22 protein-coding genes are annotated in these 23,342 nt (G+C 45.8%); 4 read left to right on the top strand and 18 right to left on the bottom strand.

Features of this window, described 5'->3' with window-relative positions; translation table 11 throughout:
- The first annotated feature begins 68 nt into the window (after positions 1-68).
- Positions 69-884, top strand: coding sequence for a class I SAM-dependent methyltransferase (locus tag MKY92_RS22755; RefSeq protein WP_339297746.1), 816 nt, complete (start codon positions 69-71; stop codon positions 882-884).
- 98 nt (positions 885-982) lie between these two features.
- On the opposite strand, the gene MKY92_RS22760 is transcribed toward MKY92_RS22755, so the two are convergent.
- From MKY92_RS22760 to MKY92_RS22775, 4 genes are all read right to left on the bottom strand, one after another.
- Positions 983-1,777: a hypothetical protein gene (locus MKY92_RS22760; protein WP_339301890.1), complete on the bottom strand. Its 795-nt coding sequence runs from the start codon at positions 1,775-1,777 to the stop codon at positions 983-985.
- Between the two features lie 123 nt (positions 1,778-1,900).
- On the bottom strand, positions 1,901-2,317 hold the full coding sequence (locus tag MKY92_RS22765) for a hypothetical protein (protein ID WP_339297747.1): 417 nt from the start codon (positions 2,315-2,317) through the stop codon (positions 1,901-1,903).
- Positions 2,318-2,649: 332 nt separating this feature from the next.
- Positions 2,650-2,883, bottom strand: coding sequence for a transcriptional regulator (locus MKY92_RS22770; protein WP_076329132.1), 234 nt, complete (start codon positions 2,881-2,883; stop codon positions 2,650-2,652).
- A 99-nt stretch (positions 2,884-2,982) separates the two neighbouring features.
- Positions 2,983-4,263 (bottom strand): XRE family transcriptional regulator, encoded by a 1,281-nt coding sequence (locus tag MKY92_RS22775; protein WP_339297748.1) that lies wholly within the window; start codon positions 4,261-4,263, stop codon positions 2,983-2,985.
- Positions 4,264-4,466: 203 nt separating this feature from the next.
- On the opposite strand from MKY92_RS22775, the gene fabV reads away from it, so the two are divergent.
- Positions 4,467-5,660 (top strand): enoyl-ACP reductase FabV, encoded by a 1,194-nt coding sequence (fabV, locus tag MKY92_RS22780; RefSeq protein ID WP_339297749.1) that lies wholly within the window; start codon positions 4,467-4,469, stop codon positions 5,658-5,660.
- A gap of 182 nt (positions 5,661-5,842) precedes the next feature.
- On the opposite strand, the gene MKY92_RS22785 is transcribed toward fabV, so the two are convergent.
- The 3 genes from MKY92_RS22785 to MKY92_RS22795 all read right to left on the bottom strand — a co-directional run bounded on the left by MKY92_RS22785 (position 5,843) and on the right by MKY92_RS22795 (position 8,025).
- A complete protein-coding gene (locus MKY92_RS22785) occupies positions 5,843-7,072 on the bottom strand; it encodes a crosslink repair DNA glycosylase YcaQ family protein (protein ID WP_339297750.1) in 1,230 nt (409 codons plus the stop codon).
- A 14-nt stretch (positions 7,073-7,086) separates the two neighbouring features.
- On the bottom strand, positions 7,087-7,308 hold the full coding sequence (locus MKY92_RS22790; RefSeq protein ID WP_339297751.1) for a hypothetical protein: 222 nt from the start codon (positions 7,306-7,308) through the stop codon (positions 7,087-7,089).
- Between the two features lie 120 nt (positions 7,309-7,428).
- Positions 7,429-8,025 (bottom strand): restriction endonuclease, encoded by a 597-nt coding sequence (locus MKY92_RS22795; RefSeq protein WP_339297752.1) that lies wholly within the window; start codon positions 8,023-8,025, stop codon positions 7,429-7,431.
- Between the two features lie 259 nt (positions 8,026-8,284).
- Here MKY92_RS22795 and MKY92_RS22800 point away from each other — a divergent pair, with 259 nt between their 5' ends.
- A complete protein-coding gene (locus tag MKY92_RS22800) occupies positions 8,285-9,556 on the top strand; it encodes a hypothetical protein (protein WP_339297753.1) in 1,272 nt (423 codons plus the stop codon).
- Between the two features lie 80 nt (positions 9,557-9,636).
- Here the strand turns inward: MKY92_RS22800 and msrA are convergent, their stop codons facing one another.
- The 6 genes from msrA to MKY92_RS22830 all read right to left on the bottom strand — a co-directional run bounded on the left by msrA (position 9,637) and on the right by MKY92_RS22830 (position 15,572).
- Positions 9,637-10,152, bottom strand: a complete 516-nt coding sequence (msrA, locus tag MKY92_RS22805) for a peptide-methionine (S)-S-oxide reductase MsrA (RefSeq protein ID WP_339297754.1) — start codon at positions 10,150-10,152, stop codon at positions 9,637-9,639.
- A 178-nt stretch (positions 10,153-10,330) separates the two neighbouring features.
- Positions 10,331-10,588, bottom strand: a complete 258-nt coding sequence (locus MKY92_RS22810; RefSeq protein WP_017686880.1) for a GlsB/YeaQ/YmgE family stress response membrane protein — start codon at positions 10,586-10,588, stop codon at positions 10,331-10,333.
- A gap of 308 nt (positions 10,589-10,896) precedes the next feature.
- Entirely contained in the window at positions 10,897-12,201 is a 1,305-nt protein-coding gene (locus MKY92_RS22815; RefSeq protein WP_339297755.1) for an AAA family ATPase, read from the bottom strand.
- Complete coding sequence (locus MKY92_RS22820) at positions 12,201-13,664, bottom strand: RtcB family protein (RefSeq protein ID WP_339297756.1); 1,464 nt, start codon at positions 13,662-13,664, stop codon at positions 12,201-12,203. Before MKY92_RS22820 ends, MKY92_RS22815 begins: the two co-directional genes overlap by 1 nt.
- Before the next feature lie 501 nt (positions 13,665-14,165).
- A complete protein-coding gene (locus MKY92_RS22825; protein WP_076212577.1) occupies positions 14,166-14,984 on the bottom strand; it encodes a TerC family protein in 819 nt (272 codons plus the stop codon).
- Positions 14,985-15,260: 276 nt separating this feature from the next.
- The gene (locus MKY92_RS22830) at positions 15,261-15,572 is read right to left on the bottom strand and encodes a DUF3817 domain-containing protein (protein WP_339297757.1); all 312 of its coding nucleotides are present in this window, start codon (positions 15,570-15,572) and stop codon (positions 15,261-15,263) included.
- A 214-nt stretch (positions 15,573-15,786) separates the two neighbouring features.
- On the opposite strand from MKY92_RS22830, the gene MKY92_RS22835 reads away from it, so the two are divergent.
- Positions 15,787-16,890 (top strand): glycosyltransferase family 4 protein, encoded by a 1,104-nt coding sequence (locus tag MKY92_RS22835; protein WP_339297758.1) that lies wholly within the window; start codon positions 15,787-15,789, stop codon positions 16,888-16,890.
- Positions 16,891-16,910: 20 nt separating this feature from the next.
- On the opposite strand, the gene MKY92_RS22840 is transcribed toward MKY92_RS22835, so the two are convergent.
- The 5 genes from MKY92_RS22840 to pulA all read right to left on the bottom strand — a co-directional run bounded on the left by MKY92_RS22840 (position 16,911) and on the right by pulA (position 23,037).
- The gene (locus tag MKY92_RS22840; RefSeq protein ID WP_237176987.1) at positions 16,911-17,273 is read right to left on the bottom strand and encodes an HIRAN domain-containing protein; all 363 of its coding nucleotides are present in this window, start codon (positions 17,271-17,273) and stop codon (positions 16,911-16,913) included.
- A gap of 42 nt (positions 17,274-17,315) precedes the next feature.
- Positions 17,316-18,287, bottom strand: a complete 972-nt coding sequence (locus tag MKY92_RS22845; RefSeq protein ID WP_339297759.1) for a transcriptional regulator — start codon at positions 18,285-18,287, stop codon at positions 17,316-17,318.
- A 272-nt stretch (positions 18,288-18,559) separates the two neighbouring features.
- Entirely contained in the window at positions 18,560-19,081 is a 522-nt protein-coding gene (locus MKY92_RS22850; RefSeq protein WP_339297760.1) for a hypothetical protein, read from the bottom strand.
- A 168-nt stretch (positions 19,082-19,249) separates the two neighbouring features.
- On the bottom strand, positions 19,250-19,879 hold the full coding sequence (locus MKY92_RS22855; protein WP_339297761.1) for a 50S ribosomal protein L25: 630 nt from the start codon (positions 19,877-19,879) through the stop codon (positions 19,250-19,252).
- Positions 19,880-20,160: 281 nt separating this feature from the next.
- Positions 20,161-23,037, bottom strand: a complete 2,877-nt coding sequence (gene pulA / locus MKY92_RS22860) for a type I pullulanase (protein WP_339297762.1) — start codon at positions 23,035-23,037, stop codon at positions 20,161-20,163.
- Positions 23,038-23,342: the final 305 nt, after the last annotated feature.

Consider the following 23,342-nt stretch of genomic DNA (forward strand, 5'->3'; position numbering starts at 1 on the left):
TATAGGCCTATGCAACTTTTGATCACAGCTGACTCTCCGTCATCCATCTGACCGAAGGAGGTTTATCCATGCAAGACATTAGACACAACAATGTGGAACGTTTCAAAGGTTTTGGTACGTTATACGATCAGAACCGGCCAGCTGCTCCCACTGAAGTGGTGGATATTCTGACGACATATCTTGGCAGCACACCGCGTATGGTCGCAGATATTGGCTGTGGCACCGGCTTATCCTCGTGGATCTGGCTTAATGAAGCTGAACGTATCATCGGCTTTGAACCCAGCGATGACATGAGGTCTGTAGCAGAATCCAAGTGGGAATCTGCCGGGAAGCCGGATAACTTGCGGTTTGTGTCCGGCTTGTCTCACGACCTCGGACTACCAGATGGCAGTGTGGATGTGCTGACCTGCTCGCAATCGTTTCACTGGATGGAGCCGCAACCCACACTACGCGAGTTTGCACGTGTACTTCGTACAGGCGGCATATTTGCAGCCTACGATTGCGACTGGCCGCCAATGTTAGACTGGCAGTTAGAACAAGCCTATCTGCAGCTTAATAAGGAAGCAGATCAACGAGCAGCCAGTCTGGCTCCCCAGGATAGTCACGCACACAAATGGAGCAAGGATGGGCATTTGCAGCAGATTCAGCAGTCCGGGCTGTTCCGATATGTCCGGGAAATCGTGTTTCATCACCACGAGACATTTACTGCTGATCGATACGTCAATCTCGCCCTGAGCCAAGGCGGCCTGCAAACGGCGTTGAAGCTCGGAGCGGATGATCTATTAACAGCTGCTGACGAGTTCAGAGCGCTGGCTAATCGTGTATTTGACGGAGAATCCAGAAGAGTACTTTTTTCTTATCGCATGCGCCTTGGTATTGTCTGAAAACCGTCCGTTGCTTGCATCTCTCGTACATACCAAATGAAAAAGGAGGTCGTACACGTCATAAACATGACCTGTACGACCTCCTTTTGTCTATATCCTCAGGAAGAGAATAAGTCACTTAATTGTCGCTCCTGTACATTCAATGCCAACACCAATTTTGTTGGGTCTTGTCTTGAATAAATGACGTTAATGATATGACCTTGCTGCACCTGCGGCAACGCAGATGACAAAATTTCTTTTTGCGTTGTCACATTGAAGGTTTCACCGTTCGTCTTTGTTATGCTGAGTTTGAGCTGAAGCTTGATCTTATTATTGCCTCCACTCCCAAGTGGAGTGACATCAAGGATCTTGGCCATCGCTTTTTCCCCTGTTCTTGCAATATCCATCATTTCAGGTGATACTCCTTGCTGTACCATCTTTTCATCCAACAATTGCTGCATATCCTCCTGTGATAATTGCCCCTTCATATCAAGCCCTACCTTGCGCTCATCCTTTACGGAGACAACTAACGGAATAAAACTGCCCGGCTGAAACTGTGCCATGGATGTCAGTGGGATGACGGCTTTCATCTCGGTATCGTATTTCTCGCGCCCCTTACGCGACACCGTCAGACCCAATCGAACCTCAGGCTGTTCATTAATATACGTCCCCGTCTGTTGTATAGTCTTAATGACCCCAACTGCTGGTAAACCTGTCTTCACTCGACCTACGCCAAAAATATTGCTCAAAATCGCAGGAACAAAGATCAGTGCAAACCCGGCAAAGATCACCGGAGTGTACCACCATGCCTGCATAATCATAAACGGATCATTCCACAGCTGTTGTGCCAGAAATGGGGAGAACCCCACCCCGAAAACCATTAATACACCAATGAATCTCAGAAATCCTACCATATGATCCACCCTCTCTTAATCCTTCTCTTAATATCTCTATCAACACCTCGAATAATATATCTATTATTCGTTGTTATAAGCATTATATAAATAGATTATGACTCTCTTATAACCAAATACCTTCTAGATGGACATTAGCCCCATGTAGATCAGTTCGGAGGGATTCGCTGGATTCTGGCCCAGTCCCACTCGATCGCCTACTCGTGGAATTTGCATTTTGGACACCAGTGTCTCCAATGTCCGCTGATACTGGTTGCCATTCGTTTCTGTCACATCCAATACAAGCACAACAATCGGATCAAAGTTGATCAGTTTGCCTGTATCGGTGATTGTAACCACCGTTGCTGTTGCCGTTAATGGAAGCGAACCGCTTGCCGCCAATTGTGCCTGCTTTGCCGAATCCAGACTTTGGTTGATGGCCTCCCGATGTTCCTTTGATACAAAACCTTTCATCATCATGCCAGTGAGTCCTTTATTCATCAATTTATCCGCTTTAGCAATTGCATCTTCCTGTTTGTTCTTTTTACCGAACCATCCCATATCAAGCACCTCATTTGTTTTATTTGTTTTTATTTATGATTATAGTTAAATTATAAACACCGCGGCTTGTCCTTGAATACCCTTCTGGCGGCATACAAAAAAAACGAAAAATCCGGTCATTGAATGACGGGATGATCGCCTCTTTAGTAAGGAATGATGCTAATTTCACAAAAAAAGATCTACTGATCCGATCTTCATTTCACGATTGGTAGCCATATTTTGTGCCAAATCCATCGGCAATGCACAAAATCATGCCAAAAACATAACTTTAAGCTTTCCCGAACCTCCAGATGGACTAGTGATAGCCTTAATGCAACCTGCCACTTACTCCATTAATCTCCTTTTATTTCATTGTCGTTCGGTATTAATTCATACAAGGTACGAACATCACAACCGATGGAATCGGCGATCGATATGGCAATTTTGAGTGGCATCACTCTTTTGTTTTCAATAAAGTCGTAAACTCGTTCCGGTTTAAAAAGTAAGTCTTTTGCCAACCATTCTGCTGACTTTCCGGATTCCATCAATCGTTCACTCAGTAAGCAACGTCCTAGTTCAAATTTCAAGAAGCGATAACCTCCCGCATAAGATAATATTTAACCTTAAGCGTGGTCCATTGCCAGCATGAATATACTCTTATGGGTAAATCCAAGCTGATTTCCGCTCTATTTTTTGCGTAACAGGTAGACCAGCTTCCGATAATACATCGCCGCTTCCTTGTATTTCCGCTGATCCTCCGATACTACGGCCATCCCCTCATATAACGGTTCAAGCCGCATGACATGCTGCGCGGACTCAAAATAAGGCAGACACGCAAGTGCACGCTCCATGAAAACATCCCGATCTCCATGCGCAAGAGCCAGATGGCTCTGGTAGAAGGTTGCGCTCATCTGCTGGTCCTGTGTTGTTGCACATTTCAAGAGTTGATCTACACTTTGCGCGAGCACGCCCCAGTTCTTCCGTGCCAGAGCCACTTCGCATCGATACACACTGACGAGCGGCTGCATGGCGAGCTGTGTTTCTTCCGTTTCCTGCTGCAATAGCGATTCAAATCGTTCAATCTCCGCCTGTGCCTGATCCAGTTCACCTGTCATCGTCAGCATGACAATCCGATTGTTGGCAATTGCCGTCACCAGATCTCCCTGGTTGCCGGCATACACGAGGTTTGCCTCCGCCATGGTTAATGCCGAGAGTGCCTCCTGAACCAGCCCCATTGCGAAACAATAACCACTATATGCCACATATAACCCGGACAACCGATGGAACATCCGCTGATCATATACATGACGCATTGTAAGCTCAAATACCTGTTTTGCCTCTTCATACTGTTTGACCTGAATGTAGGCTTCCATCTTGATATTTTGCACAGACAACCAGAATTCACTGCCAGGAAGCGCCAGCTCACTAAGCCTGGTTGCATGAGTTAATACATCCACAAAAGCCATTTTGGAACGATAATATTGTATTTTATAGAATAAAAGTGCCTTGACTAACGGACGTGGCAGATCAATATCGTCTGGACGACCATATTTCTCCAGGTAAAAATTGAGGTAGGACGTATGTATATACTCATGAGCCGTTGCATCGTTTAATTGTTGATAATAGACCGCCTTCATCAAGGCCGTTGTCAGCTCTACGGTCAACGTGTCATCCCGATCTGCCAGAGCATGCACCGTATCTTCGGATATCGCTGACGCTGGAACAGACATTTGTTCGAAGATGGCCTCTGCCCGTTCGAGTGTTTCCTCGTCCTGAGCCGCAGCCTTTAGAATATAGGAAGGGGATACCCCAAGACGCCCGGCGATGGCTTCTGCCAAGTCCTCAGGTAGAGGATAACGATCCGCCAGGATATTGGCAAAGTGGGCCTGCGTGACCAGACCTTCCACAAGGTCTTTACGGGAGATTTGTTTTCTTTTGCTTAGCAGTTCAATGCGTTCCTTCAGCATGGTATCCCTTTCCTTTCTATCCTTAGAAGCGAATACATTCTATTCACATCATCGCAAAATTAGAGATATCACGCCACCCTTCCGGCGAAATCAAACGAAACGGTTTCCGTTTCCGAGGTAATTGTTTTACAATAAGAAAGTATGTGTAAGAGCATTTTATCGAAATGCTGAAACATGAGCTGAATATGAAAGGATGCAAATAAATGATTATTAAACCAAGAACACGTGGTTTTATTTGTACCACTTCCCATCCTGTAGGTTGCGCTGCGCAAGTGCAGGAACAGATTGATTATGTAAAATCCCAGCCGGAACTGAAAGGCCCCAAAAATGTGCTCGTCATCGGAGCTTCCACCGGATACGGACTAGCGTCACGCGTTGTTTCTGCCTTTGGAGCAGGAGCGAATACGATCGGCATTTACCGTCCGAGCAGTTCCACAGAGAAACGTACGGCTTCTGCAGGCTGGTACAACTCCGCTGCATTCGAAAAAGCTGCTGAGGAAGCAGGACTGAAATCGTACAGCGTTACAGGTGATGCATTTGCAAACGAAACACGAGACAAAGCCGTTGAACTGATTCGCAGTGAACTCGGTCAAGTGGATTTGGTTGTATACAGCGTAGCCTCCGCACGCCGTACCGATCCGAACACGGGTGAAGTATTCAACTCTGTGCTGAAGCCTATCGGACAATCCTACACGAACAAAACGGTAAATTTCCACACAGGCGAAATCAGCTCGGTTACTCTGGAGCCGGCAAACGAAGAGGAAATCCGTCAGACGGTAACTGTTATGGGCGGAGACGATTGGGAACTATGGATGGATGCCCTGCAACAAGGTGGCGTGCTCGCTGATGATGCAACAACGATCGCTTTCTCCTACATCGGTCCTGAACTTACGCATGCCATTTATCGTGATGGTTCCATCGGTCAAGCCAAGAATCATCTGGAAGCGACTGCACACAAGCTGAATGATCGTTTAAGTGCAAAAGGTGGACGTGCGTACTTAACTGTAGCCAAGGCGCTAGTGACTCAATCCAGTTCTGCAATTCCAGTCGTGCCGCTGTACATCTCAGCATTGTACAAAGTCATGAAAGAAAAAGGCTTGCATGAAGGATGCATCGAGCAATTGCAACGTCTGTTCGCTGATCGCTTGTATGCGGGGGGAGAAGTTCCAACCGATGCCGAGGGCCGTATTCGCATTGACGATTGGGAGATGCGAGCTGACGTTCAGGAAGAAGTGGCGAAGCTCTGGAATGAGTTGACCACAGAGAACATCTACGATCTGTCCGATCTGGAAGGTTACCGTCGCGAATTCTTCCAGCTGTTTGGTTTTGAAACCGATGGTGTGGATTATGAAGCAGATGTTGATCCCAACGTTGAAATGCCTCATCTGGTGAACTAAAGAAGTTTGGGCGTGGACGTGAGCTTAGATTTTCGTTAGAGCTAACTTGCGGATATCATGTTAAAGATCTGATTTTAAAATCAATGAAGGGGGAGCCATCTGGCTCCTCTTTTTTTTGCCCATTTAAAATCACTCAACAATTCCAATTTCTGTATCCATACATTCTTTCGTATATCCTCTAATCAAATCGATTTAAGCAGCTTTTTCAACTCTTTTGGTACAGTCTTCTCGATAGTAATGGAACGTGCTCCATGCATGGACGCAAAGAATTGAAGTCCCTCCCGAAAATCCGTAATCCAATCCTCCACAGGTGGAGCAGTCTCTTCCATCGATAACAAACGAACGGTAAGTACTCCCGTCTTGCGATCAAGTCTTGGGTCCATACGTCCAATCAGCCGATCACCGTGAAGAATAGGCATGGCATAATAACCGTAGGTTCTTTTCACCTCTGGCGTATAAATCTCCCATTTATAATGAAAATCAAATAAATCCACGATTCGTTCTCTTCTCCATAACAGGTTGTCCAGCGGCGGCAGGAAACGTACCGGGCCTGACGGATCATAGTGCGGGTCTTCCCTTTCCATATGCCGTAACAAATCCTCATCTTCAGCACGAATATAATAAGGCGTCGCCACGTCCTCCACCTTAAGCGGGATCATTCGCCCATCTGACACACGGGCAGCAATATCGGTCCGACGTTCAGCCGCTGTAGATTTCAGCCAACCCAGACGGGGATCACGGGCATCTACGACCCGATACGCATGAATGTATTTATCCAGCAGGGTCTGTCTCTGCGCCAACGCATCCATGTCTTCTTTCAGCGTAAGTCCCTGTTGTTGCAATCCGGATTCGGTAATATGAAAATAACGTTCATTCCCCTGCCTCGCCACCACACGAATCACAGCGGAGTCTAACAGTAAATTCAGAGCAAGTGTGGTATCCTTTGTCTTTGGCACATCTGCACTGTCCCAATAACCACTCACCCGCTCAACAGCACGAAAGGCTCTTGATGGTAAGGGTCCTTCTTCCTTCAAACGTTGCAACACATGCTGCACTGTTTTCTCTAAACCTTGCAAGGACGGAGCCAGACGCTCCCTCAATCGGGCACGCACAGGTTCAAAGAGAGCATAGTCCTCGATTGGAATGACACAGGCAGCATTTGCAAAATATTCAAACACCTTGTGATCACTCAGCAACGTATTTAAGCTGTCAGCAGTATAACCAGGGTCACGAGCCCCCAGCACCAAATGCTGGTTTCCCGTTACAGCAGCCACAGGATCAATCTGTACGCAACCAAGGGAGCGAATCAAACTCAAAACTTGGTCCGGTCCCGAAGGTAAGGAAACTGCGGGCCAACGTCCCAGTAAAGCTTGCGTTTGCAGCAAAAAACGCCGAACGATTTTTTTATTCATGTGCAGCGCTGTTGTCATATGTATAGGTTCTTCCCAAAATAAAAAGAAGCACCACCATCCTGGATGATCTGCTTCTTGTGTTTGACCTTTTGCAATTTTTCCTGCTTCGTAGGCATGAGCCGTACATGCTGGGATAACGCACCATAATCTCCGTTAACTCTTCGGCTCTGTTCCGAGCACCATTGACCTGACCGCTCTGCTTTGCGTAATGCTTTTTGTGTTTGTGTACGTGCCATAATGGGTCACACACTCCTTTGGTTGATATACACTCAATATATCATGTGCAGCTACACAAGTGAAGGTGCTTCCTACTGGAATGGGCATATACATCATTAAAAAGGCTTCCACCGAGTACCTTAGCGGGATTGCCGCTTTCGCCGGGACTGCCACGTCTCGATTGGCTCATGATCATCTTCTTCGATCAGTTCCAGTGCTTCTTCCACTCTTCTGGCTTTGAATAACAGGATTAATTCCATCAGGTCTTCCCGGTCCAGCAACTTCACTCCATTGACTGCTGCAAGCGTCCGGCAAGCTTCGGTGTAACGGGCGGACGATAATACAATCGACCGGTCGGCTTCATAATAACGCATCGATGTATATATCTCCTGCACTGCACTCAATCCTACCGGATGGTTCGCACCGTATCGCTTCGCTTGTATAACACTTCGTCTGCCAAGTCTATCAACAAACACCAGATCTGCCCCAAAATCCCGGCTGCTCGTTGTCTTATGCACCTCATCGTACCCGAGCTCTTCGAATAAATGATAGAGATATAATTCAAACTCCGAACCATCCTCCATCTTGTCGATGTCCTTTATTGTAATCTTACGAGGATTGGCTTCACTTCGGATCCGCTGCCCGCGCCCGATAACCTGTCGAATAATCCAGGCCAGCAGTAGTAATATGACAATAATTCCTATGACCCATAGGGTCACATTTTCACTCCAGTTCATAAATTCTTCTCCTTGTGTCATTTCCTATGTTCTATACAACGTACGCAGATATGGCTTGTCACCGCACTAAATATATCAGACTTCTACCTTCATCGAAAGAAGATGAATTCCCTGTAACCCTTACACTTCACGAAACATAGTTATTTCGACAAAACAATGATAAAAGGTTACAGTGTGTTCGGTTGAACTCAGCTTGACTTTAATGGTAAAATTCAACAATCGGTTCTATTCGAACCGAAGAAGAAAGGTGGTTTATCACTTGCATACATTGACCAAACACAAGTCCAAAACATGGGCTGCCCTCATTCTCAGCGGCATGCTCCTCTTCACCATGAATACAACTGGTTACACCGCTGCTTCAACCGAATCCATGCCCAAACCAGCGTGGACGTCATCTTCCCTGATGTTATCTGAGGCTAATACAGAGAAAGATGTCATGATCAAGGGAATCCATGCCGTGCCATCCAAAAATCTTGTATATGTACATGCCTCGCAGCCCGTGACCAAAACAAGCAGCAAAACAACACTCGACTGGCAACTGGACTCTCTCCAAGCATTCGATGTTACGACTGGACAATTGAAGTGGAATACAATATTCCATGAGAAAAGTGGTCCTTATACCACCTACTCCGATTCGGTATATGCCAGCAACGGTACGGTTTATGTGTATATGGAATATTCGGACAAAACCAAAAAATTGTACTCATTCAATACATCCGGTAAAACCAACTGGATCAAAACGGTGAATTCACCTGCAAGCATATCCCTATTGGATAACGATACGCTGATGGTTGCTTCAAGTCAGGGCGTACAATCGAATGGTTCGGTTCGTTCAGCCATCTCGTTATATGACAAAAAGGGCAAGCTGATTACCGAGAAGACCATTAACGGTAGCGTGCTTAAGGCTGATCATGGTCGAATTGTGGTGGATGCCAGTAAACAAACCAAGGTAGGCAATTTCTGGCAGCAAGCCGCGAATCCCAAAGTGGAGGTCTATGATCGTACGTTGAATCGTCTGTCCTTCTACCAATTCCCTGCCAATGCAAATACATTAGGAGATGGCGGCGGTGAATCCCTGGCCATTCTGGACGATGGTTCCATCATTATGCGTGCCAATTTTGAGAACACAGGTAACCGACTGATGGGCTTTGGCGTCGATGGCAAGCTTGCTTGGGGACGTGCCATTGCAGGTGATGCCTACATTCAGACGGCTGGCAACGGTTATACAGTCTTTACAGGGCAGAAGCTGGAATTGTACACGATGAAAGGCAAAGTGACTGAGCGTACATTCAAGGACGCACAGCCTGCGCTTATGCGTGTGGACCAGACGCAGGATGGACAGTACCAGCTTGATTTTGCCAAAACAGGATACATTCTTGATCCACAGACGCTGGAAGACGTGCATATCTACACAACCAGTGCCTCAGTTCCTTCATTAGAAGGTGTCTCTACCTATGTGGATGATGTCATCTATTCCATGAACGATGAGACATTGTCCAAATATGTACTGAAGTCCAATTCTGCAAAATAAATACTCGATCTAATAATAAGCCGGGAGAGTTCCATAAGGAGCTCTCCCGGCTTATTACATTGGCAGAATAGAATATCATCCTATTTCCAATTCTCGTCTATAAATTCGTCCCGTCCGGATAAAGCACGGTCTTCCTTATAATGTTGTTCGTTTTTCTTGTGGTAATCCTGATGATAATCTTCAGCCGGATAGAATATAGCTGCATCCCGAATTTCCGTAACAATCGGTTGAGTGAATCGTCCGCTGGCTGCCAGTTCCTGTTTGGACTGTTCAGCAAGCTCACGTTGACGTTCATTATGCACAAAGATTGCGGTACGATACTGTGTCCCCCGATCCTGGAACTGGCCTCCGTCATCCGTCGGATCAATCTGCGGCCAGTACAGCTCCAGCAGTCGTTCATAAGGGAATACATCTGGATCAAATGTAATCTCAACCACTTCGACATGACCAGTCTCCCCGGTTTTGACCTGCTCATATGTTGGATTCTCGACGTGGCCGCCAGCATAACCTGATATAATGCCATGAATGCCCGGTTGTTCTTCAAACGGTGTAACCATACACCAGAAACATCCGCCGGCGAATGTAGCTTTTTCCATTCCGTTCATCCCCTCTTATCTAAACGATCTATAGATTACTGATGCTAAATTACGCATACATTCTTATATTTTAAAACAACAAGAGGTTGATTGAAAGCCATGGTTATGGCTCTCAATCAACCTCTTCATTGGTAATGCATTTAGCTGACAACTAATGCAAGAAATTATCTTGATTAAGTTACCCGCGACTACGTCCCATCGAACGGAAGATCAAGCTTACGATGGCTACAAGAACGATCGCTCCAATCAATGCAGGTACAATGTAGAATCCGCCCATCTCAGGACCCATATCGCCCAAGATTACTCCACCTAACCATCCACCGATGAAACCAGCAATGATGTTACCAATAACACCACCTGGAATGTCACGACCAACGATCAAACCTGCCAACCAACCAATGATACCACCGATAATTAATGACCATAACCAACCCATATCATTCACCTCTAATTAAAGTTTTTGTTGTTGTCTGTCTACTATTAACCGCTACAGAAGCATTTAAACAATTGGCATAAAAATTTTTGCATATTACCTTTTGTCCCCATGCATCTTCCTCTGCAAAACAAGTCTTAGTCAGGTATGGAACAGATCGCGTTACTTTCCGGCATCTCACCAGCTCAGGGCTGCGTTATGTACCTCCCGAAAGTCATTGTATGTTAGAGCAGACAAGGTTAGTATCACCAATTGAGGTAGGATTATTTATAAAAGTGCGTCATATTATAGGATGGATGGGTTAGGTCTGATCAATAAAAGCCTGCACGGCTCTTACCTGGCTGCGCCAGCCAAGTATGTTTATGGCTCTTGTCCAGCTCGCCACGCATCGACTGAATGACTTTTACTATGTCTGTCTGTCCATTCTGATGCCATTCCAGCGCAGCGCTCACATACAACTCACCTAGCTGCGCGAGAGAAAACGTGTCGGTCAGGCGAGCTGCTTCTATCGTGCCTTCTTCACCCGCAAATACGGTGAAGCCTCGTTGGCGCAAATATTGCAGGCGCAGCGCTTCATCTGGCAACGGAATTTCGTAAGCCCGGTCGAACCGTCCGGCACGGTTCATGAGGCCAGGATCTATTTTCTCCGGATAATTCGTTGTCCCAATCAGGAAAATGCCTTCTTTCGACGTAGCACCATCCAGTGTATTCAGGAAAAAGGAACGGACTTCATCCGGCATCGAATCGATGTCCTCAATGATCAGTACCATCGGTGCCAACCGCTTGGCAGCCTCGAACACTTCACGCACCGATTCACTGTTGGTATACTCCGTAATCTGCCAATACGCAGCCGGGCCCGGGATACTTCCCGCAATGGATTTTACCAATGTGGTTTTGCCATTCCCCGGATGCCCATACAATAGAATGCCTCTTTTGTACGGGATATCATAATCCCTGTAAAAAGAACGATCCGCTTCGAAAAATTGATCCAGCGAGCGGAAAATATCCTGCTTGATCTGTGCCGAGAGAACAACATCCTCTCGTCCCACGGAGCGAGTGATGGATTCCACATGGCGATCGCTGCCATTCCGGGCATCGGTGTAGACCGTTACTTTTTTCATATTTTGCTGACGTTCCCGTTCCCGGACACTACCCAGAAATTGCTTCATCTCCTCATCACCGATGGCAAAGACAAAGTCTTCACTGTAGATCCCGTTCTCTCGGAAAAATGGAACCCGCACAAGTGCTACGCCCCATTTCGGATAAGCAAATACGTTATTGCGAATGGAGTAGTGCACACCATAAGTGGGTACATCTCCATCATCGTTGTAATGCAACGTCTGAAGTTCCAGATCCTCGAATATACGGGCTACCAGTTCCACTTCGTCACTGCCATTTTGCAAGTCTTCCCGGAGTAACTCCCAGTATTCATTGTTCGGGTCAGAACTGGCATACAGCTTGTACTCAACTCCATAGCGCTGAAGTAGTGCCTCACTGATTCCACGAATCAGCCTTGAATAGATGGCGTACCCTTCCACTCGAATTCGGGTATCATGTTGTTCGTCATAGGTATAGATCGCTTGAGTTGGATCTGTTTGTTTTTCGTTTATTATCATTATTTCGCTCCCTTTACCGCTACAAGCGGTTTGCATTTGGCTACAACTTGAGCCAGGCCTGCGCCGGTAACACTGTCTATAATTTCATCTACATTTTTATAAGCCTGAGGTGATTCATCAATAATGGATTCAAGTGAGCGTTGGTTTACCACGATCTCATCTTCTGTACCCACACCCAGTGCCATAGCAAAATCTTCCACGCTAATCAATCGTTTTGTTGCCGTCCGTGAACGGATGCGACCCGCACCGTGACATATTGAATAATAATTATCAGCACCCTGCGGCTGACCTACCATGATATATGAAGCAGTTCCCATGGAACCGGGAATAAGCGCCGGATGCCCTGTTGCCAGATAAGGCTTTGGATTGTCCGGGTGACCTGCAGGTAACGCACGTGTCGCCCCTTTGCGATGCACAAAAACGGAACCTTTTTCTACGTGAGATTCCTCCCAGGCATAGTTGTGCATCAGATCGTATAACGTACGAAATTCACATTTGGAGCCAAACACATCCCGGAATGCTTCGCGAATAGCATACGCAATCAGGTGACGATTGACAACAGCGTAATTCAATGCAGAATACATCATGTTCACATAATGACGACCTTCCGTATGCTCAAGTGGGGCAAATACCAGTCTGGGATCGGATGTACCCAGGTTAAGCCGCTGCATGACTTTGGCAATCGCTGACGAACTCGTCTGGCTTACATACCCACCCCATGCACGAGAGCCGGAATGAATCATGACCACGACCTGTCCATCATACAATCCCCAAGCTTCGGCGATTTCACGATTCTCTTCAGCGATCTCAATCGCCTGGATCTCGGCAAAATGATTCCCCCCACCCAGTGTTCCGAGCTGACGATGCGAACGATGCCATGTCATATCAGGAACGTGGTTTAACACATCCTCATCGTAACTGAACTTGCTGCTTTCCACATGTGTCATCGCGGTTGATTTTTTCGGTGTATAGCTGTCCGGAATATACTTTTTGGGTAAACCATGCAGTCCTTTACGAACAATATGCTCCAGTCTGATATCCGAGTAATGACCTCGCTGGTTCGCCTCCATCGGCAATACTTTCTCAATGGCCTTGACGAGTTTGCGGCGAAGCTTGATGTCTTTCAATTCGTCCTTGTGTAAGTTTGTCATATGCACTCGCATGCCACAGCCGATGTCACTGCCCACGATGGAGGGAGAAACATATCCGCTCTGCGCATCCCACACGGCTGTCGTTCCAATGCACGTACCTACACCGACGTGTACGTCTGGCGTGTAACTCATATAAGAAATTCCCGGAATCTGCAGATTATTGTTCGCCATCTCGAATACCTTGTAATCAAGCGAGGAGAAGAGCTGTTGCGCCGCATATACGGTTAGGTCGCCTGCAGGCAATTTTACTTCATGCCGGTAGCCACCTGCGATTTCATTTGGATTAGTAAATAAATTAAATTCTGTATTCATAAAAGTGTATTATTCCTTCCTGTACGTTCAGCAAATTCGGTTTGCTGATTCATCTGTAAAATAAAACTAAAAAAAGCCATAGGCTGATCGCCCATGACTTCTACTGAATGACAATAACGGAGAACAGAACAGCATAAACATGCTGTGTGTCTGTCATCCATCGCTATAATATAAGCGAAGAACGCATATCGATTATAAACCCGCTAAACGATATGCCTATCCCCTATGTCGACCGTATGAGGCCAATGAAACGATGAGCCGAATATGCTATTGTGTCTACGTTGCGCCCTGTTTGAATCAAATCATAACCAAGCATCATGTCTCTCGGCCTCCCTTCGTTAATGTTAGTCTTATATTAAGGGGACTAGAATTCATGTGTCAACCCTTTTCTTGGAAATTGGACCATGGTGTAGATTACATATGTAAACAAAAACAGGAGATTGTCCTAGGACAATCTCCTGTTTCCCAAATAATAATGATGTTGTTAGCGTAACATGATTATTACAGCCCTGCTTGTTTTTCCAACTCTTCAACCGGATTTTCGTCTTCTTTTTCTGGAACTTTGGAAGACAGGAACCAACCACATACCGCAATGGTGATCAGTACAATATAGAATCCGAATTTCCAAATTTTATTTTCCGGGAAATGCTCATCCAGAACACCCAATGAAGGGTGTGCGAGTGTAATAACGGCCAGCTTAACCCCTACCCAACCTACGATGACAAAGGCTGCAACTTCAAGTCCTGGACGGGAATGAAGCAATTTCACAAAGTATGAGGCTGCAAAACGCATGATCACAAGCCCGATGAATCCACCGAGGAAGATAACGATAAACTGTCCACCGTCAAGTCCGCCAATTGCAGGCAATCCACTTGGTGGCAACGCCACAGCCAAAGCAACAGCAGCCAGAATGGAATCAACTGCAAATGCGATATCCGCTACTTCGACCTTGAAAACGGTCATCCAGAAACCGGATTGTTTTTTCGGTTTCTTCGGCGTTGAATCAGCTGCTTCATCTGTCTTATTGCGACTACCCAGTATCTTTTTAACGATGTGGTTAATCGAAATATACAGGAGATACAGGGCACCGATCGCTTGCACCTGCCATACATCGACGAGGAAAGAGATCAGGAACAACGAACCTAAACGGAAAACAAATGCACCCATCAGACCATAGAACAACGCTTTTTTGCGCTTATCTTCAGGCAAGTGTTTAACCATGATTGCGAGTACCAATGCATTATCTGCTGCGAGTAATCCTTCAAGGACCACTAAGACAGCGAGCACCCACCCATATTCTAATAATAATGAAACATCCAACATTGACTCCTCCTTAATATTCTTATGATGTACAAAAAAAGGACCTTTACCATCACTGGTAAGGTCCTTTTATATCCACAAAAAGAGACCTTTACCGAGCATGAAAACTTGGTAAAGGTCTCGCTAACAACAAAATTGCTGCCAATAAAGCCGGGGATATGATCCCGAATTGACGACTTTACTGTAAAAGCTACTCCCCTTTAACAGGAATATGTAGTTTTAGTTGGAACGGGTTGTTTAACCTGTACTCATCATATTTCATAACGTTAAATAAAGTCAAGCTTTATTTAGTTGACGATACAGCTTACGGAATACGACAACATCGTAAATCATATTCCCCAGTGGAATGAAAGAAACAAAAAACAGAGCAATTGGACGGCGCAGACGCCATTTCTGTGAGGTGTACATACTCACCATAAATAACAAGTACATTAAAAACAAAAAACCGTACAGATTTCCAAACCATGTGACAGCCTGCGGCATAACCCCGGCATCTCTCAACGGAAAAGCAACAAACAGTAGCAACACGTACGAAATACCCTGCAACCACAACATCAGCCGGAAGCGCCCCAGCGTAGAATGTAACATTATTTTCCTCCTGCTTTTATACATGTAACGAATTCAATTGTTCCCGTACAGTATATCACAAAAGCTGAGTATCTCGCTTAATGCCCTACAGCAGATTCTTCCTGCACGCTTTATAAGTGATTCATCTACCATTTCGCAGGAGCCAAATGCTTTAACTTCTCATAAGATATATGACGAAGATTGTTACAGATGTCGGACAAGGAGGAGCCAGATCATGAAAATAGCTATGGTTGCACCCGAGAAATTGCCTTTGCCTGGTAATGGTTCCGTGGAAATCTGTATTCTGGGCATCGCTCGTGAACTTGCACACCGCCATCAGGTGACCATTATAAGTCGTCAAATGCAAGGTCTCGCCGCCACAGAACAGATCGACGGGATCACCATTCAACGTGTCCCTGCATCGAGTCCTGTCAGTTACACCAAAGCAGTCATACGTCTGTTATCCCAACAACCCTTTGATGTAATTCAAGTGGATAACAGGCCACGAAGCATGGCTACCATCAAACGGGCTTTTCCACGCACACCTGTTGTACTCTATCTTCACTCGTTAACGTTTGCTCAGCCCGGACCTTCCACACTCACACTAATGAAAAAAGCCGATTGGATTGCCGTCAATAGTCAATCCCTCAGACTAAGGTTAGGCCGCAGATTTCCCTTGGTAAAACACCGGATGAGTGTTGTTCCATTGGGTGCAGATCTAAGCCGCTTCAGACCTGTTGAATCCAGCGAAGAACAGATTCATCTGCGTACACAATTTGGAGTAACTAAACCATTCTCTATTCTCTATGTCGGCAGACTGATCCCTGGAAAAGGGGTAGACGTATTAATTCGTGCAACTGCCCTCCTTCAGCAACAGATGCCTGTTCAACTGGTTGTTGCAGGCAAAGGACCTCCGTATTACATGCGTAAACTTCGCGAACTTGCCCATAAACAAAAAATCCATGTTTCCTTCCGTGGTCAGATAAACCATGAGCATATCGATCAGTTGTATCGGGCAGTCGATTGTCTGGTCTGTCCGTCTCAAGAACATGAAGCTTTTGGCCTGGTTAATGTTGAGGCGATGGCTTCAGGATTACCCGTCATTGCTTCGGATAACGGAGGTATTCGTGAAATTATTGAATCAGGTATCAATGGATACCTTGTCACCGCTTATAAGCGTCCCCAACGTTTCGCCTCTTACCTGTACACACTTGCAAGCAATCCCACTTTTGCCGAGAAGTTAGGGAAGGCTGGCCGAGACAGCGCAAGGGCACATTTCAGTTGGGCAAGAACAGCCATGCATCTGGAAGCGACCTATACCAGGCTCATCCGTAAATGAGCCTTCTTCTGTTACGATGATCAAGCTTTCTCACGAAATTGCCATCCCTTAATCAAAGAATCCATCTGCGGAACAGGAATGTGACTCATCTCAATTAACTCCATAATAACCATATCTCTCATCATGAATCGTACTTTGGCACACGTTAGTTGATGAAATACATCGTAGAATGCCGTCCCGGTCCAACATCCATGAGGTACGACCAGCGGATCATTAACGATATAACCTACGGCTCCAATCGGGGGAATAACAACCTTAATCGCTTGATGATCCAACCGATTATCTGGATCCTTGACGAGATACACGGTATCCCCCACATGTAAAGCTTGTACGCCATGGTAGTGGTCCATCCCATACATAGCTGCGAATAATTTGGTGCTCATATTGCCTGCTCCTTTTCCTGTATTTCTCCATGATTAAAATTTTCACAAAGATACATCGGTTTCATAATGTTCCAACCACTCGACAAGTTGCCTGCGTATCTCTCTACGAAACTCACGAGGTTCAAGTACCTCTGCCTCGGGTCCAAATTGATACAACCATTTCAAAAATTCTCTGCTGCTATTCAGTGTCACTTCAAATAACAATCCCCCATCCGACATATTCGTCATTCGCGGGCGAACAAACATCTCTTCTTCTTTTATGTAGGGGGCCACTTTCTCAGAGAATCTTACCTTGAAATGGATATTTTCGTCGCCACGGTCAATAGACCATGTGTTCTTCATGTACTGCGTTATGTTGAAATCACCCTTCTCGAAACCGGCATTTGTTCGTGTCACATCCAAAAAACGGCTAATTCGAAACAATCGAACTTTTTGCAGCAAATGGCAGTATCCAATCAAATAAAAACGTTGATCACGTGGAATGAGATAATAGGGATCGATATCCCGGACTGTAATCTCATTTCTTGTCAGCGTATGATATTGAGTACGAATGGTTTGCTGGCTTAGAATAGATTCGATAATGGGAATCAGCAAATTAGGGTCTTTTCCTTCCTCACGATAAGCAGGCGTGCCCATCCGAATAATTCCCGCAATATTCTCTACAATGTCACTGTTCCTTGATTTTAGTTTGGTATGAGCCGACATGACCTTGTCAAAAGCTGAATCGAACTCAGCAGGTAACTTGGAGGTATCAACTACGGACGGCAGCAAGGAAAAGACCATTGCTTCCTGTTCAGTAAAATCTAATGGATACATTGCAAACTCACCAATAAATCGGTAACCTTTGCCGTATCCTTCATTCATAATCGGGGCGACCCTATCCAAAATCCGGAGATCACGATAAATCGTGCGTACAGTCGTACCGCATTTCAGCGCCAATTCCTTGGCCGAAATTCCAGGATTTGCTTGTATAGCCTGAAGTATACGCAGCAGACGAATTAATTTCTCTGTCATGTAGTTTCTCCCCTTCGATATTTTATCGGCAAGGAAAACTAGTTCCTTTAGTACAGGACTAAATCTTTAGTCCCAATTTTATTTTCGCAATTTCACCATTTTTGTATAGTCCAATTGCACTTTTACCCCCTTTTAATATACATTCTCTTACTTGCTTGCGTAAAATATTAACCCGAAAGACCTTAAACCTAAGTCTGAAAGCCTATACAATTTTCTAAAAATAATACAAAAAAAGCCCTGATCTCTATAAAGAGACAAGGCTTTTCTCGAAATTACTGGTTATGCAACTGTAATAATTGATCCATCACATTTGCCATATGCTCACAGAGTTCAGGAATGTCCCCCATCTGGTCTTCATTCACACTGCGATCAAAATAAACGTGAGCCGTGACGTTATACATGATTGGCTGTTCATCAAAGATATACTGGATAGTCTGGCACATCCTCTGCTCAGGCCAGCTCTTCTGTAATATTGGACGAATAACCGGGCACTGCTTCTCAGGCTCCTTCACAACCATGCTAAACCGTAGTTCCAAACGGCAACCCGGATTCGCACCAGGCGTCTCCAGGATCTCCGCTGCAAGCTCCTCAAGGGAGCTGCTTAATACAACTTCTCCTGTTACTTCCGGGCGATCCCTGAGACAGAATTGTAATGTGAACTCTCTGGACATCACTGCCATCTCCAGCCGATCTTTACGCCCCGTAATCTGAATACGTTCATCCAGGTTATCCATATCATAGAGATAATTCTCAAACCCGACTTTCAGATTGTCATACACCGTTGGATCAAACATTGAAATAAACCCACTTTCTTACCCTTTAACTTGCATTGTAGTACATTGTAGTACATTCTCAATTTTCATGCGACTAGCCCAATCTCTTGTCTTGAAAGTATAAAAAGCCCAGTCACCAGGACTGGGCTTCGGCTAAACATGCGATCTGATAAGATCCCTGAGCTTTTCTTATTCTTCTGTAGCTTTTTCTTCAGTTGCCGGTTCAGCCTCTTCAGCAGAAGCCGTCGGCTCTTCCTCAGCGGCTTGTGGCGGCATAACGGAAGCGATGATGGACTCAGGTGATGTTATAAGTGTCAAACCTTTGTCCAGCTTGATATCCGCAGCAGTCAAGCGATCGCCAATATCCAATCCGCTAACATCCACTTCAATGGACGTTGGCAGATCCGCAGGCAATCCTTCTACTTCCAGCTGTGTCTCCTGTGTCTGGAATACACCGCCAGCTTTCGAGCCGGCCGCTGTACCCTGGAAGTCGATCGATACACTTACACTGATCGGCTTGTTCTTGGAGATTTGCAAAAAGTCTACATGCAGCAAACGTCCGTTACGCTCTTGCTGATCCTTGATCAGCACTGGAACCGTTTTACCGCCCTCCACATTCAGGTTGAACATTTCGGAGCGGCCTGTGCGTGCCACTTTCAGCATTTCTTTTTCATCTACATGTATTGAAGCACCTTCAAGTCCCGGGCCGTAAACGACTGCAGGAACTCGTCCGCCTTGTCTTAACAGGCGCAGTGCTGCACCTTTCTTTTCCGTTCTTGGCGTTGCTGTAAGTTGAGCCATTTTTCCGTTGGATTTCATGATTGAACATCCTCCTTCAAGGGATCACTACATTATATTTGTTGGAAAGCGCTAAAGCTTCGCTTATAGACCATAATTGGTCTTTTTTCCTTTGGCCGAATCGTGGGCCATATCTATATTTACCCCAATGATAGAGGATCTCAAACACGAAACAGGATAATTAATTATTTTTCGGCAAGTTATGCGGCTCATAATCAGACCAAAAAAGCAGTCGGAATCTCTTCCAACTGCTGGTTTAACAAGGTTTTGACGAACTACATTCGATGTTATAAATAAAGAAACTATGCGCTATTACGATCCTCTGTTTTTTCGCTTTCACGAATGATCTGCATCTCGTCTGATCCGCTACGGACAATAATGTGCACATCCCCGTCTTCAGGTACAATGTCCACGTAACGGTCTCCGCACGTATCTTTAGCTTCCCATTCGTTCAATCGAATGATCAATCCCAGGTGATGCAGACCCGGAGCTACGCGGAAGCGGGCTTCGGCGGCATTTCCGACTTGTTCCAGCCGTACTGCTCCGTCCTCCATACCTGTGCCCCATACCCAGACATCCCAGCCTTCATAGTGCTGGTCTTCCCGTTCGTATCGAAGCGTGACGGTTCGCGAAATCTGTTTATGAATCGTTACACCAAGCGTTGCCCGGATTCCTCCAGCTTCAGCAATAATATGGGTTACTCCAGGTGTCATCGCACGTACGATCCCTGCTGCACTCACCGCTGCAAGTTCTGGATGAGAAGAGCTCCAACGTATAGTAGAATCCTGAAGCGGCTGACCAAATTGATCCAGAACCAAGGCACGGAAGCGACTGATTCGAGTCATATACATGACAGGTTCGCCCACAATTTCGATTCGTTCAGCATGACGATAATCCACTTGTAACATACAGCTTGCCGTTATGTCCCCACAATGGACTGTAATCGAAGCTTCCCCTCGTTCTAGTGCATGGATTGTTCCATCAGGCTGGATCTGAATGATATCCGGATCAGAAGAAGTCCAGGTAACTGGAGCTTTTTCTACCACATTGCCAATGCTGTCCCGTACGATCGCTCGCAGTTGAGTGGTCTCCTTCGGACTATATACCTGGCGAGGAAAACTAATCTCCACTGTTGATGGTTCAGCGCCTCCAGCATGCTCTGTGTCATACAGCACCATTAAAGACCATCGTTCTACCTGAACAGTACCACGAACAGTCTCGATCAGGTCTGTGCCTGCCTGATGATCATTGACTACAACATGCCAGTCCCCTTCCCCCAGGTCAACATGCTGCTCATGTTCCGTTCCGTTATAGATGACCATAATCTGATTCCAGGTGTCCTGATTCGCACCATTCTGAAGTATAAAGGCAACTACGTTGCCATCCGCACGAATAACACGAAGGTGATTTCGTACCTGTTCAGCATCAATCATACGAAAAGCGGGATGTGTTCGCCGCAAATGAATAAGACCACGATAGTAGTCGAACACCGGTCTGAACCGTGATTTGTTGGCCCATGTGATGGCGTTCACCGCATCCCCGCTCCGATAACTGTTATGATCACCGGCTTTGGATCTGAGCATCTCATCCCCTGAATGCAGAAACGGAATTCCCTGAGAAGTCAGCAGAATGCCGGAAGACAGTAAAGAGCGACGAACCATCTCATGATTCAAAACATCATCTGCATCCACATACCGATAAGGATCTGCTGCTTTTACAGCGGACTCAGCACTCCCGCCACCCACGGGCTGTCCGTCCTTCCATACGGGAAATCCTAATTCATGTCTAAGGTTCATTGTTGTCGCAATTTTGTCCCACAGATTGAGATTGTCATGGGCGGTTACATAATTGACAACTTCCACAGGTGAAGATGTGAAATCATCCAGTGCTCCCGCTAATCCCCTAATAAGCTCATATTCCTGCCCTCCGGCACCCGTGACAAACCCTCTGCCACTGCCATCACTATCGCCCTTGATTGCACTGCGAAAATGATCATTAAATACAGCAAATCCCTGACCTCGCTGGGTTCCTTTTAATGTTTTGCGGTCCAAAGGTGAATCTCCACCCATCCAGGGTTCCCCATAGATCAGAAACGCCGGATCGATCTGTTCCTTCAATTCACGTGTCAATTCATTCATCGTTTCCGTATCAATCAGGGCCATAAGGTCAAATCGAAATCCGTCCACATGATATTCTTCTGCCCAATATCGGAGAGAATCCAAAATATATTTTCGCACCATTGGACGTTCTGTCGCCAATTCATTGCCTACACCAGAACCATTGCTGAGGGTGCCATCCTCCCGATAACGGTAATAATATCCTGGTACAATCCGTTCAAAAGGTCCCTCTTCCACGCTATACGTATGATTATAGACAACATCAAGTACAACGCGAATGCCTTGTCTGTGCAAGGATTGAACGAGTGATTTGAGCTCCCGGATGCGAACTGCAGGATCACGAGGATCTGTCGCATACGAACCTTCGGGAACGTTATAATGCTGGGGATCATACCCCCAGTTGTATGGTGCTCTGACGTTTGAACCCACATCTGCTGTAGCGAGTTCATTCACCGTCTGATAATCCGCCACAGGCAGAAGATGTACATGAGTAACTCCCAGTTCGGCAAGATGGTCTACGCCAATACTATTACCTGCTCTATCCGTCAGACCGGATGCCGTGAATGCCAGATATTTTCCCTTATACGGAATATCTGCATGTGGATCCGAGGAGAAATCACGGACATGTAACTCATATAACACGGCATCAACAGGATGCAGAAAAGCAGGTTTGACATCCAGGTCCCAATCGACCGGATTGGTGGTCTCCGGATCTATAATAGCCGTTCGTTGCCCATTAGCCGTTACCGCTCTGGCATAAGGATCAACAACGACTTCAATCCGCTGATCATCATGGATAATTCGGTACATATAATAATGTCCTGCCCAATCGCCTGTAAGCTCCAAAGTCCATATTCCGTCCGCATCGCGCGTCAGAGTATGTTCCTGCCCATTTTCATGATCTTGTACTTTACCACTATCGTTGTAATGCCCTTCATCTTCAAAGACCAATATATAAACCTGCTGTGCCGTAGGTGCCCACAATTTAAAAGTACTTGCTGCACGAGTATATGTTAAGCCAAGATCGTTGCCTTCGTAACGAAAAGAAGTCCATTCCGGCATCGTTCTCACCGCCTTTATATCCATTGATTTCGTGTTGTCCCGATGTTACGGAGCGGGACGTGTTTTGTCAACCCGGGGTTGTCTGTACTCATCAATATCGGTTCAATTTGCGTATTCAATTAGCAATCGCTTTCAAAATATAGGATATGAAAACAAGCGCCATAGATTGACAGCATTTGTACCTGTCCTGACAAAAAAAGTTTGGAATATACAAGAATATAATGCAGGATGTCATTTGGTTGAGATTAAAAATGTACTAAACCGGTGCACAGCATAAAGAAGGTCGAGACATGACGATGTATAGC

Source organism: Paenibacillus sp. FSL R5-0623 (assembly GCF_037974265.1).
Lineage (GTDB): Bacteria > Bacillota > Bacilli > Paenibacillales > Paenibacillaceae > Paenibacillus.